This window comes from Hanstruepera ponticola (assembly GCF_002940745.1).
Classification (GTDB): Bacteria; Bacteroidota; Bacteroidia; order Flavobacteriales; family Flavobacteriaceae; genus Hanstruepera; species Hanstruepera ponticola.
In genome coordinates, this window is the sequence record NZ_POTB01000001.1 from 2,034,545 (window position 1) to 2,051,579 (window position 17,035).

Annotated in this window: 13 protein-coding genes; 10 read left to right on the forward strand and 3 right to left on the reverse strand. The window is 34.4% G+C overall.

Translation table 11 applies throughout. From position 1 onward, the window contains the following. Nucleotides 1-34: 34 nt before the first annotated feature. From C1S72_RS09235 to C1S72_RS09265, 7 genes are all read left to right on the forward strand, one after another. A complete protein-coding gene (locus C1S72_RS09235; protein WP_121495518.1) occupies nt 35-2,875 on the forward strand; it encodes a WD40/YVTN/BNR-like repeat-containing protein in 2,841 nt (946 codons plus the stop codon). A gap of 49 nt (nt 2,876-2,924) precedes the next feature. Further along, complete coding sequence (locus tag C1S72_RS09240; protein WP_104735319.1) at nt 2,925-3,803, forward strand: hypothetical protein; 879 nt, start codon at nt 2,925-2,927, stop codon at nt 3,801-3,803. Nucleotides 3,804-3,958: 155 nt separating this feature from the next. Then, entirely contained in the window at nt 3,959-4,636 is a 678-nt protein-coding gene (locus tag C1S72_RS09245) for a succinate dehydrogenase cytochrome b subunit (RefSeq protein WP_104735320.1), read from the forward strand. A gap of 14 nt (nt 4,637-4,650) precedes the next feature. Further along, nucleotides 4,651-6,648, forward strand: a complete 1,998-nt coding sequence (locus C1S72_RS09250; protein ID WP_104735321.1) for a fumarate reductase/succinate dehydrogenase flavoprotein subunit — start codon at nt 4,651-4,653, stop codon at nt 6,646-6,648. A 10-nt stretch (nt 6,649-6,658) separates the two neighbouring features. Continuing rightward, nucleotides 6,659-7,405, forward strand: a complete 747-nt coding sequence (locus C1S72_RS09255; protein WP_104735322.1) for a succinate dehydrogenase/fumarate reductase iron-sulfur subunit — start codon at nt 6,659-6,661, stop codon at nt 7,403-7,405. An 81-nt stretch (nt 7,406-7,486) separates the two neighbouring features. After that, nucleotides 7,487-8,419 (forward strand): M20/M25/M40 family metallo-hydrolase, encoded by a 933-nt coding sequence (locus C1S72_RS09260; RefSeq protein WP_230401607.1) that lies wholly within the window; start codon nt 7,487-7,489, stop codon nt 8,417-8,419. A 17-nt stretch (nt 8,420-8,436) separates the two neighbouring features. Then, entirely contained in the window at nt 8,437-10,206 is a 1,770-nt protein-coding gene (locus C1S72_RS09265; RefSeq protein ID WP_104735323.1) for a MutS-related protein, read from the forward strand. Here C1S72_RS09265 and C1S72_RS09270 read toward each other — a convergent pair. Then, nucleotides 10,203-10,838, reverse strand: a complete 636-nt coding sequence (locus C1S72_RS09270; protein WP_104735324.1) for a GldM family protein — start codon at nt 10,836-10,838, stop codon at nt 10,203-10,205. The two genes, C1S72_RS09265 and C1S72_RS09270, sit on opposite strands and share 4 nt — an antisense overlap. 66 nt (nt 10,839-10,904) lie before the next feature. After that, a complete protein-coding gene (locus C1S72_RS09275; protein WP_104735325.1) occupies nt 10,905-11,798 on the reverse strand; it encodes a thioredoxin family protein in 894 nt (297 codons plus the stop codon). 371 nt (nt 11,799-12,169) lie between these two features. On the opposite strand from C1S72_RS09275, the gene C1S72_RS09280 reads away from it, so the two are divergent. Both C1S72_RS09280 and C1S72_RS09285 read left to right on the forward strand, forming a co-directional pair. Beyond that, complete coding sequence (locus tag C1S72_RS09280) at nt 12,170-12,955, forward strand: sensor histidine kinase (RefSeq protein ID WP_230401608.1); 786 nt, start codon at nt 12,170-12,172, stop codon at nt 12,953-12,955. Next, nucleotides 12,952-13,644, forward strand: coding sequence for a LytR/AlgR family response regulator transcription factor (locus C1S72_RS09285; protein WP_104735327.1), 693 nt, complete (start codon nt 12,952-12,954; stop codon nt 13,642-13,644). Before C1S72_RS09280 ends, C1S72_RS09285 begins: the two co-directional genes overlap by 4 nt. Before the next feature lie 53 nt (nt 13,645-13,697). Here the strand turns inward: C1S72_RS09285 and C1S72_RS09290 are convergent, their stop codons facing one another. After that, on the reverse strand, nt 13,698-15,788 hold the full coding sequence (locus C1S72_RS09290) for a S46 family peptidase (RefSeq protein WP_104735328.1): 2,091 nt from the start codon (nt 15,786-15,788) through the stop codon (nt 13,698-13,700). A gap of 79 nt (nt 15,789-15,867) precedes the next feature. Between C1S72_RS09290 and C1S72_RS09295 the strand changes: the two genes are divergently transcribed. Continuing rightward, nucleotides 15,868-17,010 carry a methionine aminotransferase gene (locus C1S72_RS09295; RefSeq protein WP_104735850.1) on the forward strand — a complete coding sequence of 381 codons (1,143 nt, stop codon included), beginning with the start codon at nt 15,868-15,870 and terminating at the stop codon, nt 17,008-17,010. Nucleotides 17,011-17,035: the final 25 nt, after the last annotated feature.

Consider the following 17,035-nt stretch of genomic DNA (forward strand, 5'->3'; position numbering starts at 1 on the left):
GGCTATTTTTCGAATCTAATTCTAACTAGCTATTATGAAATCTAAATTATTATCTACTCTTTTTATAGTATCATCAATTTTTGTTTTTGCTCAACAACCAGCATCATCCCCAAATGAGGTTTTAGAGGCTTTAAACAGTAAACAGGATTTACAGAAAAATTCTTTAGTAAAAAACATTCCATTTAAAAATATTGGCCCAACAATCATGAGTGGTCGCGTTGTAGATATTGACGTAAACCCAGATAACCCAACCGAGTTTTACGTTGGCTATGCTTCTGGAGGCGTATGGTATACTACGAATAATGGCTCTACATTCTCACCAATTTTAGACTCATCAGACACCCAAAATGTAGGTGATATTGCAGTCGATTGGAATAGCAAAACCATTTGGGTAGGAACTGGCGAAAATAATTCATCGCGCTCCAGTTATGCTGGAATAGGCATATTAAAATCAACTGATAATGGTGAAACTTGGGAAAATATGGGACTACCAGATTCCCATCACATTGGTCGCATATTAATTAGTCCTAATAATCCAGACGAGGTTGTTATAGGGGTTATAGGACATTTATACACGCCTAATGATGAGCGTGGTGTTTTTAAAACCACTGATGGAGGAAAAACTTGGAACAAAACCTTGTTTATTGATTCAGAAACTGGAGTAATAGATGTACAACATGCACCAGGAAACTTCAAAGTAATGTATGCATCATCTTGGACTCGCGATAGAAAAGCTTGGAATTTTTCAGGAAGCGGAAATGGTTCTGCAATCTATAAAAGTACAGACGCTGGTGATACTTGGGAAAAAATATCTATAGAAAACAGTGGTTTTCCAACGGGGAATGGTGTTGGTAGAATAGGTTTAGCTGTTTATGATGAAAACACAATTTATGCTTTGCATGATAATCAGTTTAATCGTCCGAAATCAGATGAAAAAGAGGAACGCAGAGGTCTTTCTAAAGACGATTTCAAAGCCATGACGGTTGAAGATTTTCTGAAATTAGAAGATAAAAAACTCAATAACTACCTTAAGGATAATAATTTTCAAGAAAAATATCGAGCGGAAAGTGTCAAACAAATGGTTAAAAGTGGAGCAGTAAAACCAATTGATTTGGCACGTTATTTAGAAGACGCTAATGCCATGTTATTTGATACGCCAGTTATAGGTGCTGAAGTTTATAAAAGCACTGATGGTGGGAAAACCTGGAAAAAAACACATGATGATTACTTAGATGGTGTATTTTTTAGTTACGGCTATTATTTTGGTGAAATTCGTGTAGATACACAAAACCAAGATGCTATATATGTAATGGGAGTCCCTATTATTAAATCGAAAGATGGTGGAAAATCATTCACATCAATAAGTAGAGAAAATGTACATGCAGATCATCAAGCACTTTGGGTTAACCCAAACAAGTCTGGACATTTAATAAACGGAAATGATGGTGGTTTGAACATGAGTTATGACGATGGTGAGAATTGGGAAAAACTGAATGTAAATTCGGTAGGACAATTTTACACGGTAAATGTAGATAATCAAAAACCATACAATGTTTATGGTGGTTTACAAGATAATGGTGTTTGGGTTGGATCGCATAGTTCAAGCGTCAATAAAAGCTGGCAACAAAGTGGGCAAAACCCTTGGGAAAGCATAATGGGTGGCGATGGTATGCAGGTTCAAATAGATAGTAGAAATCCTAACATTGTTTATACAGGTTTTCAGTTTGGAATCTATTTTAGAATAAATAGAGAAACTGGCGAGAATGCCAACATTCAACCAAAACATCAATTAGGTGAGAGTCCTTATCGCTTTAATTGGCAAACCCCAATTTTATTATCACCTCATAATCAAGAGATCTTATACATGGGTGGAAATAAACTCATGCGTTCCATGAATCAAGGAAACGATTGGCAAGCTATTAGCCCAGATTTAACGTCTGGAGGTAAGCAAGGAAATGTTGCTTACGGTACAATTACGAGTATTAGTGAATCACCTTTTCAGTTTGGATTAATGTATGTTGGAAGTGATGATGGGTTTGTTCATCTTACAAAAGATGGTGGTGGAAGTTGGAACCGCATTTCAAACAGTTTCCCAAAAGATTTATGGGTTAGTCGCGTAATAGCTTCTCAACATAAAAAAGAGCGTGTTTATGTAACGTTAAATGGTTATCGTTGGGATGATTTTAATACCTACATCTATATGTCTGATGATTTTGGACAAACGTGGAAAAATATCAGTTCAAACATGCCAAACTCTCCAGTAAATGTAGTAAAAGAAGATCCTAAAAATGAAAATGTTTTGTATGCTGGTACAGATAATGGTGCTTATGTTTCTTTCAATAAAGGAAATTCTTGGGAAGCATTTTCAAACGGATTACCAAATGTTGCCGTTCATGATTTGGTTATTCATCCTGAAGCTAATGATTTAGTTCTTGGAACACACGGAAGAAGCATCTATTTAGCCAATATTGAGCCATTTCAGAATATGAATCCAAAAATGATGGAAAAATCTATAACTCTTTTTGATATGGATAATATAAGACGTTCTTGGAATTGGGGAAGTTCATGGAGTAAGTTTTTAGAGCCCTATGAACCATCAGTGGACATTAAGATTTTCGCAAAAAATGATGGAAGTGAAACTATTAAGATACTTTCAGAAAGTGGTGTAGTATTGAACGAGATAAAAGCCAATTTTGATAAAGGTTTTAACTATATAGAATATGATTTAACTATGACAGAAAAAGGTAGAAAAGCCTTAATGAAAGAAAATTCAGAAATTGATATTTCAAAATCTCAAAATGAGAAGTATTATTTACCAAAAGGCAAGTATACTATAGTTGTTAACAACCAACAAACAACCCTTGAAATTGAGTAATATACTAATTTTAGTATATTTGAGTTAATATTATAAACACCCAAATCTTATGAAAACTATAAAATTAATTTTTAGTATTTGTCTTTTAGCTTTTTTTTCTTGTAGCGATGATTCTTCAGATAATCCACCACCAGGAAATAATACATCGGAAGCTAATTTGGTCATCAAGTTTAAATTCGATCCTAATCAAGTACGTTTAGATAATTTAGGGCAACCAGCAAGTATTCCAAGTGGTAATGCAGCACAATCGCCAGATTTCGCTATGATGAGCGCTAATTACATTGAATTTGCACCAACAGCTACAACCTTATTAGGACAGGGCGAAATCATTTTTGAAGGCCCTAAAACTACAACTGGAGGTGATGAAGCCATCGATTTTCAAAATGCAACGTTTGCAGGTCATAACGAAACGTTTTTGACTATTCCATTAAGTGACGTTTCTGCCGGAAATTATCAATGGGTAAGAATTTCATTAGCCTATCAAGAAGGTGAAATAGACTTTCTACTTAATGGTACAGATTATACTGGAACATTAGCAAGTTTTGTAGGATTCAACACCTATATTTCGTCGTTCGATTTAAATGGTGAAATGGTTGATGTTAATGCAAATAAGCTTCAAGGTTTTTGGGCATTTGAATCTAACGGGTTTCTGTCTCAAGGTCAAGCACCTCCTGGTGCAACAACAGTCCCAAACCCACTTTTTGATACGTCACCAGTACCTCAAGGTTCTTGTGTAGTAACTGGTCATTTTGAAAATGGTTTAACCATCACTGGTAATGAAACACAAGATGTTGTTGTTACGCTGTCGTTTTCGGTTAATAATAGTTTTGAGTGGACCGAAGTTAATGCAGATGGAAAGTACGAACCGCAAGCCGGAGAACAAGTTGTTGATATGGGATTACGTGGATTAATTCCGTCTGTAGAATAATTATAAAAAATAGTATTACATAAGCCTATCTCTCTATTGGATAGGCTTTTTTTGTCTCTGTTTAAAATCATTCTAAATATGCATTTATAGTGGTCGGACTTTGTCTAGATGTCTTTTGTGGCGTATCTTTGTTGAGATAAAAATAAACTTCAACAATGAGCGGAATTTTGAATTCTTCGATTGGAAGAAAAGTAGCCATGGCACTTTCGGCTTTCTTCCTTATGATTTTTTTATTGCAACATTTTATAATTAACTCATTATCAGTTATTAATCCTGATACTTTCAATGAGGTTTCTCATTTTATGGGAACCAATTGGTTAATTCAATATGTTATGCAACCTATTTTAATTTTCGGTGTGATTTTCCATTTTGTTATGGGATTTGCACTAGAGATTAAAAATAAACGTGCCAGACAAATAAGCTATGCTAAAAACAATGGTGCAGCAAATTCAACTTGGATGAGTAGAAACATGATTTACAGTGGTCTATTTATTCTAATTTTCTTAATTATTCACTTTATTGATTTCTGGATTCCAGAAATCAATACCAAGTATATTCAAGGTGATATGTCAGGTTTATTAGCAGATGGCGAAGGGTTTCGTTATTATGAAGAATTGGTTCATAAATTTGAACCTATATGGCGTGTTGCTTTATATTGCTTGGGCTTTGTGTTTTTGGCATTGCATTTATTACACGGTTTTATGTCGGCTTTCCAATCGGTTGGAGCCAATAATAAATATACAAACGCATTAAAAGGTTTTGGTAAGGCTTACTCTATTCTAGTTCCATTAGGATTTGTAGTTATAGCATTGTTCCATCATTTTAATCATTAAAAATACATCTAAATATGGCTTTAGATTCTAAAATACCAAAAGGACCACTTGCAGATAAGTGGACTAATCATAAAAACAATATTAATCTGGTAAATCCAGCTAACAAACGTCTTATTGATGTAATTGTGGTAGGTACAGGTTTAGCAGGAGGTTCTGCTGCCGCAACATTAGCTGAATTAGGATATAATGTTAAAGCATTTTGTTTCCAAGATTCACCACGACGAGCGCACTCAATTGCTGCTCAAGGCGGAATTAATGCGGCAAAAAATTATCAAGGTGATGGTGATTCAACCTATCGTTTATTTTACGATACTGTAAAAGGCGGTGATTATCGCTCGAGAGAAGCTAACGTATATCGTTTAGCTGAAGTTTCAGCAAATATTATTGACCAATGTGTGGCTCAAGGTGTTCCTTTTGCTAGAGAATACGGTGGTTTATTAGATAACCGTTCATTTGGAGGCGTTTTAGTATCGCGTACATTTTATGCTGCTGGACAAACTGGTCAACAATTATTGTTAGGCGCGTACTCGGCATTAAATCGTCAGATCGGACGTGGTAAAGTTAAAATGTACAACCGTCATGAAATGCTAGATGTTGTTATTGTTGATGGTAAAGCAAGAGGTATAATAACACGGAATTTAGTGACTGGAGAAATTGAAAGGCATTCAGCTCATGCAGTAGTTCTTGGAACAGGTGGTTATGGGAATGTTTTCTTTTTGTCAACAAATGCCATGGGCAGTAATGTTACTGCGGCTTGGAAAGCTCACAAACGTGGGGCTTATTTTGCTAACCCATGTTACACGCAAATTCACCCAACATGTATTCCAGTTTCGGGAGATCATCAGTCTAAATTAACCTTAATGTCGGAATCCTTAAGAAATGATGGACGTATTTGGGTGCCAAAACATAAAAAAGATGTTGAAGCCATTCGTGCAGGAAAATTAAAACCTACACAAATAGCCGAAGAAGATAGAGACTATTATTTAGAACGTCGTTATCCTGCATTTGGTAATTTAGTACCTCGTGATGTGGCGTCTCGCGCTGCAAAAGAACGTTGCGATGCTGGTTACGGTGTTAATGCAACAGGTGAAGCTGTTTATTTAGATTTTGCTGCTGCATTCATGCGTTACGGAAAAGAGGTGGCTCACGTGAGAGGACTTGATGAGAATGATGATGCTTTAGTGAAGAAATTAGGACAGGAAGTCGTAAAAACAAAATATGGTAACCTATTCCAGATGTACGAAAAAATCGTGGATCAAAATCCATATGAAACCCCAATGATGATTTATCCAGCGGTACATTACACTATGGGTGGTGTATGGGTAGATTATAACTTGCAAACTACTGTTCCTGGATTGTATTGTATAGGTGAAGCTAATTTCTCTGATCATGGAGCTAACAGACTTGGTGCTTCGGCATTAATGCAAGGATTAGCAGATGGTTACTTTGTATTGCCTTATACTATAGGTGATTATTTAGCTGATGATATCCGAACAGGAACAATTGCAACAGACACACCTGAATTCGATGAAGCTGAAAAGAGTGTTCGCAAAAATATAGAACATTTAATTAATAATAACGGAACGCACTCTGTTGATCATTTCCATAAGCGTTTAGGAAAAATTATGTGGAATAAATGCGGTATGGCTCGAAATGCTGAAGATCTTAAATCTGCAATTAATGAGATTGCCGAATTAAGAGCAGAATTTTGGAAGGATGTTAGAGTTCCTGGTACAAATGACGAGTTTAATGAAGAATTAGCAAAAGCATTACGTGTAGCTGACTTTTTGGAATTAGGTGAGTTATTTGCAAAAGATGCATTATTAAGAGAAGAATCAGCTGGTGGACACTTTAGAGAAGAATATCAAACGCCAGAAGGAGAAGCCATGAGAAGAAAGGAATTCCAATTTGTTTCTGCATGGGAATACAAAGGCGAACCAAAAGATGCCGTATTACACAAAGAAGATTTGGTTTACGAAAATATTGAAGTAAAAGAAAGAAGTTATAAATAAAAGGAAAGCTATGAATTTAACGTTAAAAATTTGGCGTCAAAAAAACGCTAACGATAAAGGTAAAATGGTTGATTATCCCATTAGTGATGTATCTCCTGATATGTCTTTCCTTGAAATGTTAGATGTTTTAAATGAGAGTTTAGTACAGAAAAATGAAGAGCCAGTAGCATTTGATCATGATTGTCGTGAAGGTATCTGCGGTATGTGTTCATTATATATTAATGGCGAAGCCCATGGTCCTGATAGAGGTATTACAACGTGTCAATTACATATGCGTATGTTTAAGGATGGTGATACAATCACTATTGAACCTTTTAGAGCAACAGCATTTCCAGTAATAAAGGATTTAGTTGTAGATCGCAGTGCTTTTGATCGTATTCAACACGCTGGGGGATTTATCTCCGTAAATACTTCTGGTAATACCATTGATGCGAATGCTATTCCAATTAATAAACATGATGCAGACGAATCATTCGAAGCAGCAATGTGTATTGGTTGTGGTGCTTGTGTAGCTAGTTGTAAAAATTCAAGTGCCATGTTATTTGTAGGAGCTAAAGTGTCTCAATTCGCTTTATTACCTCAAGGACAAGTAGAAGCCACAGACCGTGTATTAAACATGGTTAAACAAATGGACGAAGAAGGATTTGGTAACTGTACCAATACTGGCGCCTGTGAAGTGGAATGTCCAAAAGGAATTTCCTTGGAGAACATAGCGCGTATGAATCGCGAATACTTAAAGGCTAGTTTAAAAGGGTAGTGAGCTTTAACAATATTATGTAAAAATCTCAAGATTAATCTTGAGATTTTTTGTTTCTTTACTCTAATAATCAACCAAAAAATGAAAAGTTTTTCTATAATAATCATGTTACTGCTTCTAGGTTGTAGCATAAGTTGCACTGCACAAAAAAAAGAAGCAATTAGCACCACTGAAATAGCTTTTTTATATAATACAGATTCATTATTACATCATGTTAGAATATTGTCATCAGATGTTTTTGAAGGCAGACGTACAGGAACAACAGGTGCATTAAAAGCCAAAGATTACATAGTAAGTAAATTGCAAAAATTGCAGGTAAAACCACTTGTGGAAAACTATGAACAATCATTTTCATTTTCATCTAGAAAAAAGGACTATCAAGGTGTCAATATTTTGGGCTTGATTTCGGGAAGTGATTATCCGGAAAAATATATTGTAATTAGTGCTCACTATGATCATGAAGGCATCAAAAATGGTCAGATTTATAATGGGGCTGACGACGACGCTTCAGGTGTCAGTGCCATGTTGGCATTTGCAGAGTATTTTCAAAAACATCAACCTAAACATTCTGTGATTTTAGCATTTTTTGATGCAGAAGAATTAGGGCTTCAAGGTTCTCGTTACTATGTGGATAATACTATTGAGCCGTTGGAAAGTATCAAACTCAACATGAATATGGACATGGTGAGTAGAAATGACAAAAACGAATTATACATAACCGGAGCTAGAGACAATGAAGCTTTTAAAAACGCCATAGAAAATCAAGATACTTCAGAGGGTTTTAAATTCTTAATGGGACATGACGGAAAAGATGGGAAACAAAACTGGACATTCTCATCAGATCATGGGTCGTTTTTTAGAAAGGGTATTCCGTTTTTATATTTTGGAGTTGAAGACCATAATGATTATCATAGGCCAACGGATGATTACGAAAATATCCACCCTGAATTTTATAAATTAGTAGTACAGAACATAATTTCACTTTTTACTGAAATTGATGCGCTAAACCTATAGTTATAAAAACAACTTTCATGCAAAATCCGCAAGATTTTTATTCTGAACAATTAAATCATTATCAGAAAATTGTCAAGGATTTAAACAAACAACTTATTCAATTAAGCACGTTCCGTGTTCTGGTTTTTTTACTGACAGGATTTGGTATTTATTTTCTATTTCCTAATTGGATTTTTGTGGCAATTGCAAGTGTTTTAGGAATTGGAATTTTTCTGTTTTTATTATCAAAGTATACGAATGTAAAGTACAATCGTGATTTAAATAAAGCATTGGCGGTACTGAATGAAGACGAATTACAAATAGCTTCAGGCGATTTCCATCAGAGACCAAATGGCAATCAATTTCAAGATCCTAAACATTTTTATAGTCTGGATATAGACCTGTTTGGAAAAGGGTCTTTTTTTCAATTCATCAATAGAACGACCATTTCTGAAGGCACTCATTTATTGGCAGAACTTCTAAAAGCAAATAATATTGAAGGAATTACGTCTAGACAAGAAGCTATAAAAGAATTAGCTCATAAACCAACATGGCGTCAACATTATTCTGCTGCTTCCAGTTTAATTCAAGTTGAAACCTCTGCGGGCGTTATTATATCTTGGTTGAAAAACCATAAGTCATTTCTACCACAAATCATGCGATGGCTGCCTATGGCTTTCGGTTTGGTTTCTGTGTTGTTGATTTTACTATCTGTGTTTCAATTCATATCACCCAATTTTGTTGGCTATTGGTTGTTGTTGGGATTTGCCATTACTGGAAAGTATCTGAAAAAGATTAATAGTCTGGCTTCAAATACCGACAAAGTTAAGGATACGTTTAAACAATACGCCACGTTGTTGGATAATATTGAACAAGAATCTTTTGACTCCAAGCTATTGCTAGATAAACAACAACAAATAGAGACCGATCACCAAAAGGCATCAGCTATTTTCAAGCAGTTTTCAAGGCATCTGGATGCATTAGATAATAGAAACAATATGATTGGCGCTATTTTGGGTAATGGCTTTTTTCTAACCGATTTAAAACATAGTTTTAGAATCGAACAGTGGATTGAAAAGCACCAGCAAACTGTTACCAAATGGTTTGAAGTGGTTTCCTTTTTCGATGCGTATAATTCCTTGGGTAATTATGTGTTTAACCACCCAGAATACGTCTTCCCAAAAATAGTTGATACCAAACAAACTATTTTTGCACGAGATTTAGGTCATCCTTTATTGGACAAAACCAAACGGGTTAACAGTGACTTGGAAATCAATAACCAAGAGTTTTTTATTGTAACAGGTGCCAACATGGCCGGAAAGAGTACGTTTTTAAGAACCGTTTCACTGCATATTGTTATGGCCAATGTGGGTTTACCTGTTTGCGCCAAATCGAGTGAATATCATCCCATTAAATTAATTACGAGTATGCGTACAAGTGATTCATTGACTGATGATAGTAGCTATTTCTTTTCTGAATTAACACGCTTAAAATTCATTGTAGATGAAATAGCCAAAGAACCTTACTTTATTGTATTGGATGAAATTTTAAAGGGCACCAATTCCACCGATAAAGCTATTGGCTCTAAAAAGTTTGTGGAGAAACTGGTTGCTTCAAATGCTACGGGTATTATTGCCACGCACGATTTAAGTCTTTGCGAAATTGAAGCGGAATTGGAACCTGTAAAAAATTACTATTTTGATGCGCAAATTGTTAATGACGAACTCTTTTTTGATTATAAGTTTAAAAAAGGTATTTGTCAGAATATGAATGCCAGTTTTTTATTGAAGAAGATGGAGATTGTTTAAAGCTTAATAATATTTATTCTTATTGTGGAAGGTTTTTTCATTTTAAAATAAGAAAAGGGAGGACTATATTTTGCTCTAATATCATAAATTGTTATGCTGTCTCCTAGATTAATATCTTCAATGCTATCTCTAACATTATCTCCTTCAATGGTATAAATTTCATTATTTAATTTTAATTTGAATGATGTTACTTCAGCGGTATATTCATGAAGAAAGTTATCAAATTTAATTCCAACGCTTCCATTTAAAAAATCATCTTTTGTTAATTCTATTAGACATTCTTTACCACAACCTAATTTGTTAAATGTTCCAATCGCTGCAGGTAAATCCATAATTCGCAATTCTTTTGTGTCATAAATAGTATCACCATCTTTAGTAAGCCCTTTAAATTTTATAACTGTATAATCTCCTGATTGAGGCATCAAATTATAGGCTGTAGAATCGTTAAGTATTCTTAATCCAGGAGCCGATGCTTCAAAGGAAACCGTTCCAGGCATGCTTAAGGTTAATGTGTTGCCAGCACCTCTATAAACGATATTCATTTTATTGACTTCAACAACGGCTTTGGGTGGTTCTTGTGAAAAACAAGAAAGACTGGCCAGAAGAAATAAGGCATAAAAAAGGTGTTTCATAACGGATGGTTTAGCTAAACTAATAACTAAAATTACCGTTTTTTATTTTAATAATTTATCGAGAAGTTATTCTATTTTAGACTTAATCTTCTCGATCATCTCTAGGGCATTGTCATCATCAGGCTTCAGGCTCAAAACTTTGTAGTAGTTTTTTAGGGCCTTATCGTAGTTCTTGGTTTCAAAAAAAGCCTCACCCAAACTGTCATACACATTGTATTTGTAAGGAAAAATTTGAGTGTTCAAATCAAAAACATACAAGGCTTTGTCATATTCCTGGGCTCGTAAATACACGTATCCTAAAGTATTCAATTCACGACTTCCTTTTACAAATTCAGCCAATCTGGGAACAAGTACTGCTTCTTCCGACTGTAAACTATCAATCGATTTTTCGGATAGTAAGTAGTTCAAATAGTTTGCAGCCATATAGTTTGGCGTGTATTTATTGTTTGTGACAATTGTTAACATATCACGTTCTAATGTTTCAACAGGATGCTCTACAATACGATTAACTTCCTGTCCATTCTTATAAAAAATAAATGTCGGCACACGATGTATATTCAAACCTTTTTCTTCGTGGTTTGGAGCTTGCTTATAGGCTTCTGGAGTTCTATCAACTGCTACGACTTCCAACTTATGTTCTGGAAATTTAGCTTCAGTTAGAATACTGTAAAATCGTGGCACTTCTTTTTTACTGTCGCCACACCACGTACCTAAAAAAACTTTAATAGTGTATTGATTTAGGGAATCTTTTAATTTAGAAACAACTTTTTTGTTCAGTAGGTATTGGTCATAATTAGGGTCAAACCATTCGTTAAATGGTACTTTCTGCAAACCCTTTTTGTCAATTTTTCCTAGTAGTTTTTGATTCCCCTTTTCGTCAGTAACGGTTTGATTAATTGTTTGCGAAAACACGATTTGGGTGCAAAAAAGGATCGTTAAAATAAGTATAGTTCGTTTCATGATTGATGATGTTTTTACCAAAATTATGATGAAGAGCTCTAGAATACCAATAATCTGTATTTTCGACTTAAATGAATACACCAACGTAAAAATTTTAGATACAAATGGTAGTTTGTTACGTTATTTGAGACTTTCGTACATATATTTTGACCAACTAAAGAATTCTATTTACTTTTCTACTTTATATGAATAATCTTAAGAAACACAGCTCACAAATATTGGTGCATATCCTGTTTTGGATATTGTTTATCATGGTATCGCTGTTTGTTTTTTCGCCGTATTATTGGCGCGAAAATCCCTTTTTGCAATACATATCCATTCTAGTAATCATAGTTTATGTTAACAATCTCGTGCTGCTACCATTTTTTGTGATGAAGAAAATGTACGCGTGGTATGTTTTGGTCATTGCCTTGATTTCCTTTTTGGCGACACAATTGTATTGTTACGAATTTGCGCAATGTGGTTGTTCTATAATGAAATGCTTGAGTGATTATTTATGGCAAACCTTGGTGCCACTCATTTTCTTCTCCTTTGTTTGGGTGTTATATCGGTTTATAGATAAGCAAGAAGAAGTGGAGCAAATAAAGAAGGAACATTTGGAGATGGAGCTCAAGTTTTTAAAATCGCAGATTAATCCGCATGTGTTGTTCAATAATTTGAATACCATTTATTCATATGCTTTAGAGAAACCCAATGAAACGCCGGAGCTCATTTTAAGGCTTTCAGATAATTTAAAGCATGTGTTGTATGAAAGTAATGCTAAAAAGATTCCATTGCATAAGGAAATTCAGTTTATTGATAATTATATGACCTTTCAAGAACTGAGAACCGAAGGCGTGAACACTATTGTTTATACTAAGCGTATTGAAAATGAAAACAGTCCAATAGCACCTTTATTACTCATTACCATCATTGAAAATGCGTTTAAACATAGTTCATTAAACAGTCAAATTTCAGTTTCTATAAATGAAAATAATGGTGTGCTAGAATGTGTTTGTGAAAACGATTTCACAGAAAAAGATAATGACTTGGCTGAATTTAAAATAGGATTGCAGAATTTAGAAAAGCGTTTAAAGCTTTTATACAACAATGATTATGAGTTTACCATAATACAGAACAGTAAATACAAAGTGTATCTAAAACTGAATTTAGTATGACCTGTATCATCATAGAAGACGAAATTCCAGCTCAAAACATTCTCAAGAATTTTTTGAAGAAGTTACCTGATATGAAATTGGTAGCAACGTTTAAAGCGGCTATTGAAGCCAATAATTTTCTAAAGAATGAAACTGTTGATATGGTGTTTTTAGACATTAATTTACCTGATATTTCTGGAATTGATTTCATTAAAACTATTAAAAACCCACCAGCTATTATCATGACAACGGCTTACCCAGATTATGCAGTGAGCAGTTTTGAACTGGATACTATTGTTGATTATTTAGTCAAACCGTTTTCATTTGATCGCTTTTTAAAGGCCATTAATAAAGTTAAAAACAGAATTGAAAAACCAGAAGCGATTAATCCTGATCAGACTGAAATTCTATTTTTAAATGTAGACAAAACGCTTCATAAAATTGTTTTGGATGATATTATCTATATAGAATCGGATAGAAATTATATTACGGTTATTACTACTAAACAAAAATTATCTTATATAGAGTCGCTTAAAAGCTGGAAAGAAAAATTACCTGACAATCAATTTATTCAAACCCATAAAAGTTACATTATAAACCGAAAGTTTGTCGATAAAATTGCAGGAAATGAGATTTATGTAAACAGCAATCGATTACCTATTGGCAGAACCTATAAGCAGGACTTGTTGAAGAAGCTAAATATTGTTTAATTAAAAAAGCCCCAAGTAAATGAGGCTTTTAATATTATTAAAGTTTTATGATTTTATTTCTTTGGATGCACCAATTCCATTTCATCAATTAGGTGTTTAGCTCCTGCATATTTATCGACAATAAACAATACATAACGCAAATCCACCATGATGTTGCGGCAAATTTCTGGATCGTAATTCATGTCACTCATGGTGCCTTCCCAAACACGATCAAAATTCAAGCCCACTAAATTACCATGAGCATCAATAGCTGGACTTCCTGAATTTCCACCTGTTGTATGGTTGGTTCCTAAAAAACAAACGGGTACTTTACCATTAGCATCAGCATATTGTCCGTAATCCTTTGCCTCATATAAATCAATCAATTTTTGTGGTACATCAAATTCATAATCGCCTGGTACATACTTTTCAATAACACCATCCAAATAACTAACGGGCTGATAATATACAGCATCCCTTGGTGAATACCCACGAACTTGACCATAAGTAACACGCAAAGTACTGTTAGCATCTGGGAAATAACGGGCGTTTGGCAGTGCTTTCATTAATGCTGTCATGTACTCGGTTTGAAGCGTAGTTATCGGTTCGTTTTTTTGTTCAAACTCCGCATTAATAGATGTAAAGAAATCTTCAATCATTGGTTTGGCGTAAGCATAAGCAGCATCTTCATTTAATTTTTTAATCACATCTTCAGCAGAACCTTCAAATAATTTTAATGCACTATCCAAATTGGTAAAAGCAGTCTTGTTATAAATGGTTGGGTCAATATTGGTTTTGTTATACAAAGGCATTACGGCCTCAAAAACACCTTTATCCACATTAACATCGTAGTTTTTGTGAATGCCACTTAATAGACCTGTTATATAGGCTCTATCTTTTTCAATATTATCTGGATTCTGCTTTAACGATTGTTCAACCTGATAGGCTCTAAACGTCATTTGCATCAATTCATTGGTTACCAAAAACACTTCAATAAAATTTCGGCGCTTAACATTGACATCAGCAAAATCTTTATAGAGTTTGTCAAATTCAGGTAAGATATAGCCATACTTGTCTTCAAGTCCTTTTTCTTTTAAAGCTTTAGTGAATGTGGCTTCAAATGCTTTGCGTTCAGTAACCGCATTACTTTTTTCGATTCCTAAATTTTCACCAATCCATTTTTTCCAAGCATTAGCAATACGTGCTTGTTTGGATGCGTATTTAATACGCACTTCGTCATCAGCTTTCATTTGTGCATCAATAACTTTTAAAGCTGCCTCACGAATAGCAATATTACTTGGATTATAGTCTTTTGTAATATGCTCAATAGCAACGGCTGGAAGGTACTCGTCGGTACGACCTGGAAAACCAAATACCATTGTGAAATCGCCTTCGGCAACGCCATCTAAAGAAACTGGCAAAAAGTGTTTTGGTTTGAATGGTACGTTGTCTTCACTATATTTTGCCGGACGATTGTTTTTATCGGCATAAATTCTAAACAGTGAAAAATCACCCGTATGTCTCGGGAATACCCAGTTGTCAGTATCACTACCAAACTTACCTATACTACTTGGTGGAGCACCAACCAAGCGGATATCTTCATAACGTTCCGTTACGAACAAGAAATACTGATTGCCTTTGTAAAATGACTTGACTTTAGTGTCTTGCCAAGCCTCTTTTTTTACTTCAGCTTGTAAGCTATTGCTGTTTTTATCAATGGTCGATTGCTTTTCCTTTTCGGTCATTTCTTCGGTTACACCTGCTAAAACTTGGTCAGTAACATCTTCAATGCGAATAATAAACTCAATAAACAGACCTTCGTTTGGTAATTCTTCATCTAAATTCATAGCCCAAAAACCATCCTTTAAATAATCGTTTTCTAATGAAGAATGCGATTGAATTTGACTAAAACCACAATGATGATTAGTTAAGACTAACCCTTTTGGGGAAATTACTTCACTGGTACAACCACCGTTAAAATGACCAATGGCATCTTTTAAGCTAGAGTTGTTAACATCGTAAATATCTTTAGCCGTAAGCTTGCTTCCTAGGGCTTTCATTTCGTTCTCGTTCATGCCTTCCAATAACGAAGGAATCCACATGCCACCTTGTTGTGCTGAAACTTGAAGTGTAATAAAAAGAAAAAGAATTCTGAATAATTTCATAGTGTATAAATTTTGAATCTTTCAAAGATAAAAAGTTCTGGTTATAAAATTGTTAATTGAAGTTATTACCTTTACAAATATGAGTTATAAGTCAAAATTACCACATGTTGGGGATAGTATTTTTTCGGTGATGAGTGCTTTATCTAATAAGCATAATGCCATTAATTTAGCTCAAGGATTTCCTAATTTTAAAAGTGACCAGAAACTAATTGATTTAGTCTGCAAAGCCATGAATTCTGGTTATAACCAATATGCAACTATGCCAGGAAATTCAGAATTGCGTCAAGCTATTTCAAAGAAGTTTGAACACTTGTACAATGTAACCTATCATCCGGAAACTGAAATCACAGTTACGGCAGGAGCTACGCAGGCCATTTTCACAATTATTTCAACCTTTATAAAACAAGATGATGAGGTAATAATTTTTAAGCCAGCATATGATTGTTATGAACCCAGTGTTGAGTTGTTTGGAGGAGTTGTGAAGTCTATTCCATTACATGCACCAAATTATCGTGTTGATTGGGAATTAGTTAAAAATACTATAACCCATAAAACCAAGATGATTATCATCAATACGCCACATAATCCAAGTGGAACTGTGTTATCTGAACAAGATATGTTACAGCTACATAGACTTACGGAAAATACAGATATCATTGTTTTAAGTGATGAAGTGTATGAACATATTATATTTGATGGACTAAAACATCAAAGTGCTTGTCTGTTTCCTGATTTAAAATCACGTAGTTTTATTGTAGCTTCTTTTGGAAAGACTTTTCATAATACAGGTTGGAAAATGGGATATTGTTGCGCACCTAAAGACTTAATGGATGAGTTTAAGAAAGTACACCAGTTTAATGTGTTTGCTGTTAATCATCCTATGCAAAAAGCATTAGCCGATTATCTGCAAGAACCAAGTCATTATTTAGAATTATCAGAGTTTTACCAAGAAAAGCGTGATTATTTTCTAAAATTAATTCACGACTCGAGGTTTCAATGTAATACATCTCAAGGAACGTATTTTCAGGTGTTAGGATTTTCAGGAATTACAAATGGAAGTGATGTTGAATTTTCTAAACGACTCACCATTGAAAATGGTTTAGCATCTATACCAATGTCTGTTTTTAATGAGCAAGGAAAGGATGATAAAATGTTGCGGTTTTGTTTTGCTAAAACCAATGAAATATTAGAGCAAGCTGCCGAGATATTAAATAAAATATAATTCGTGTTACTAATCTTAAATTATT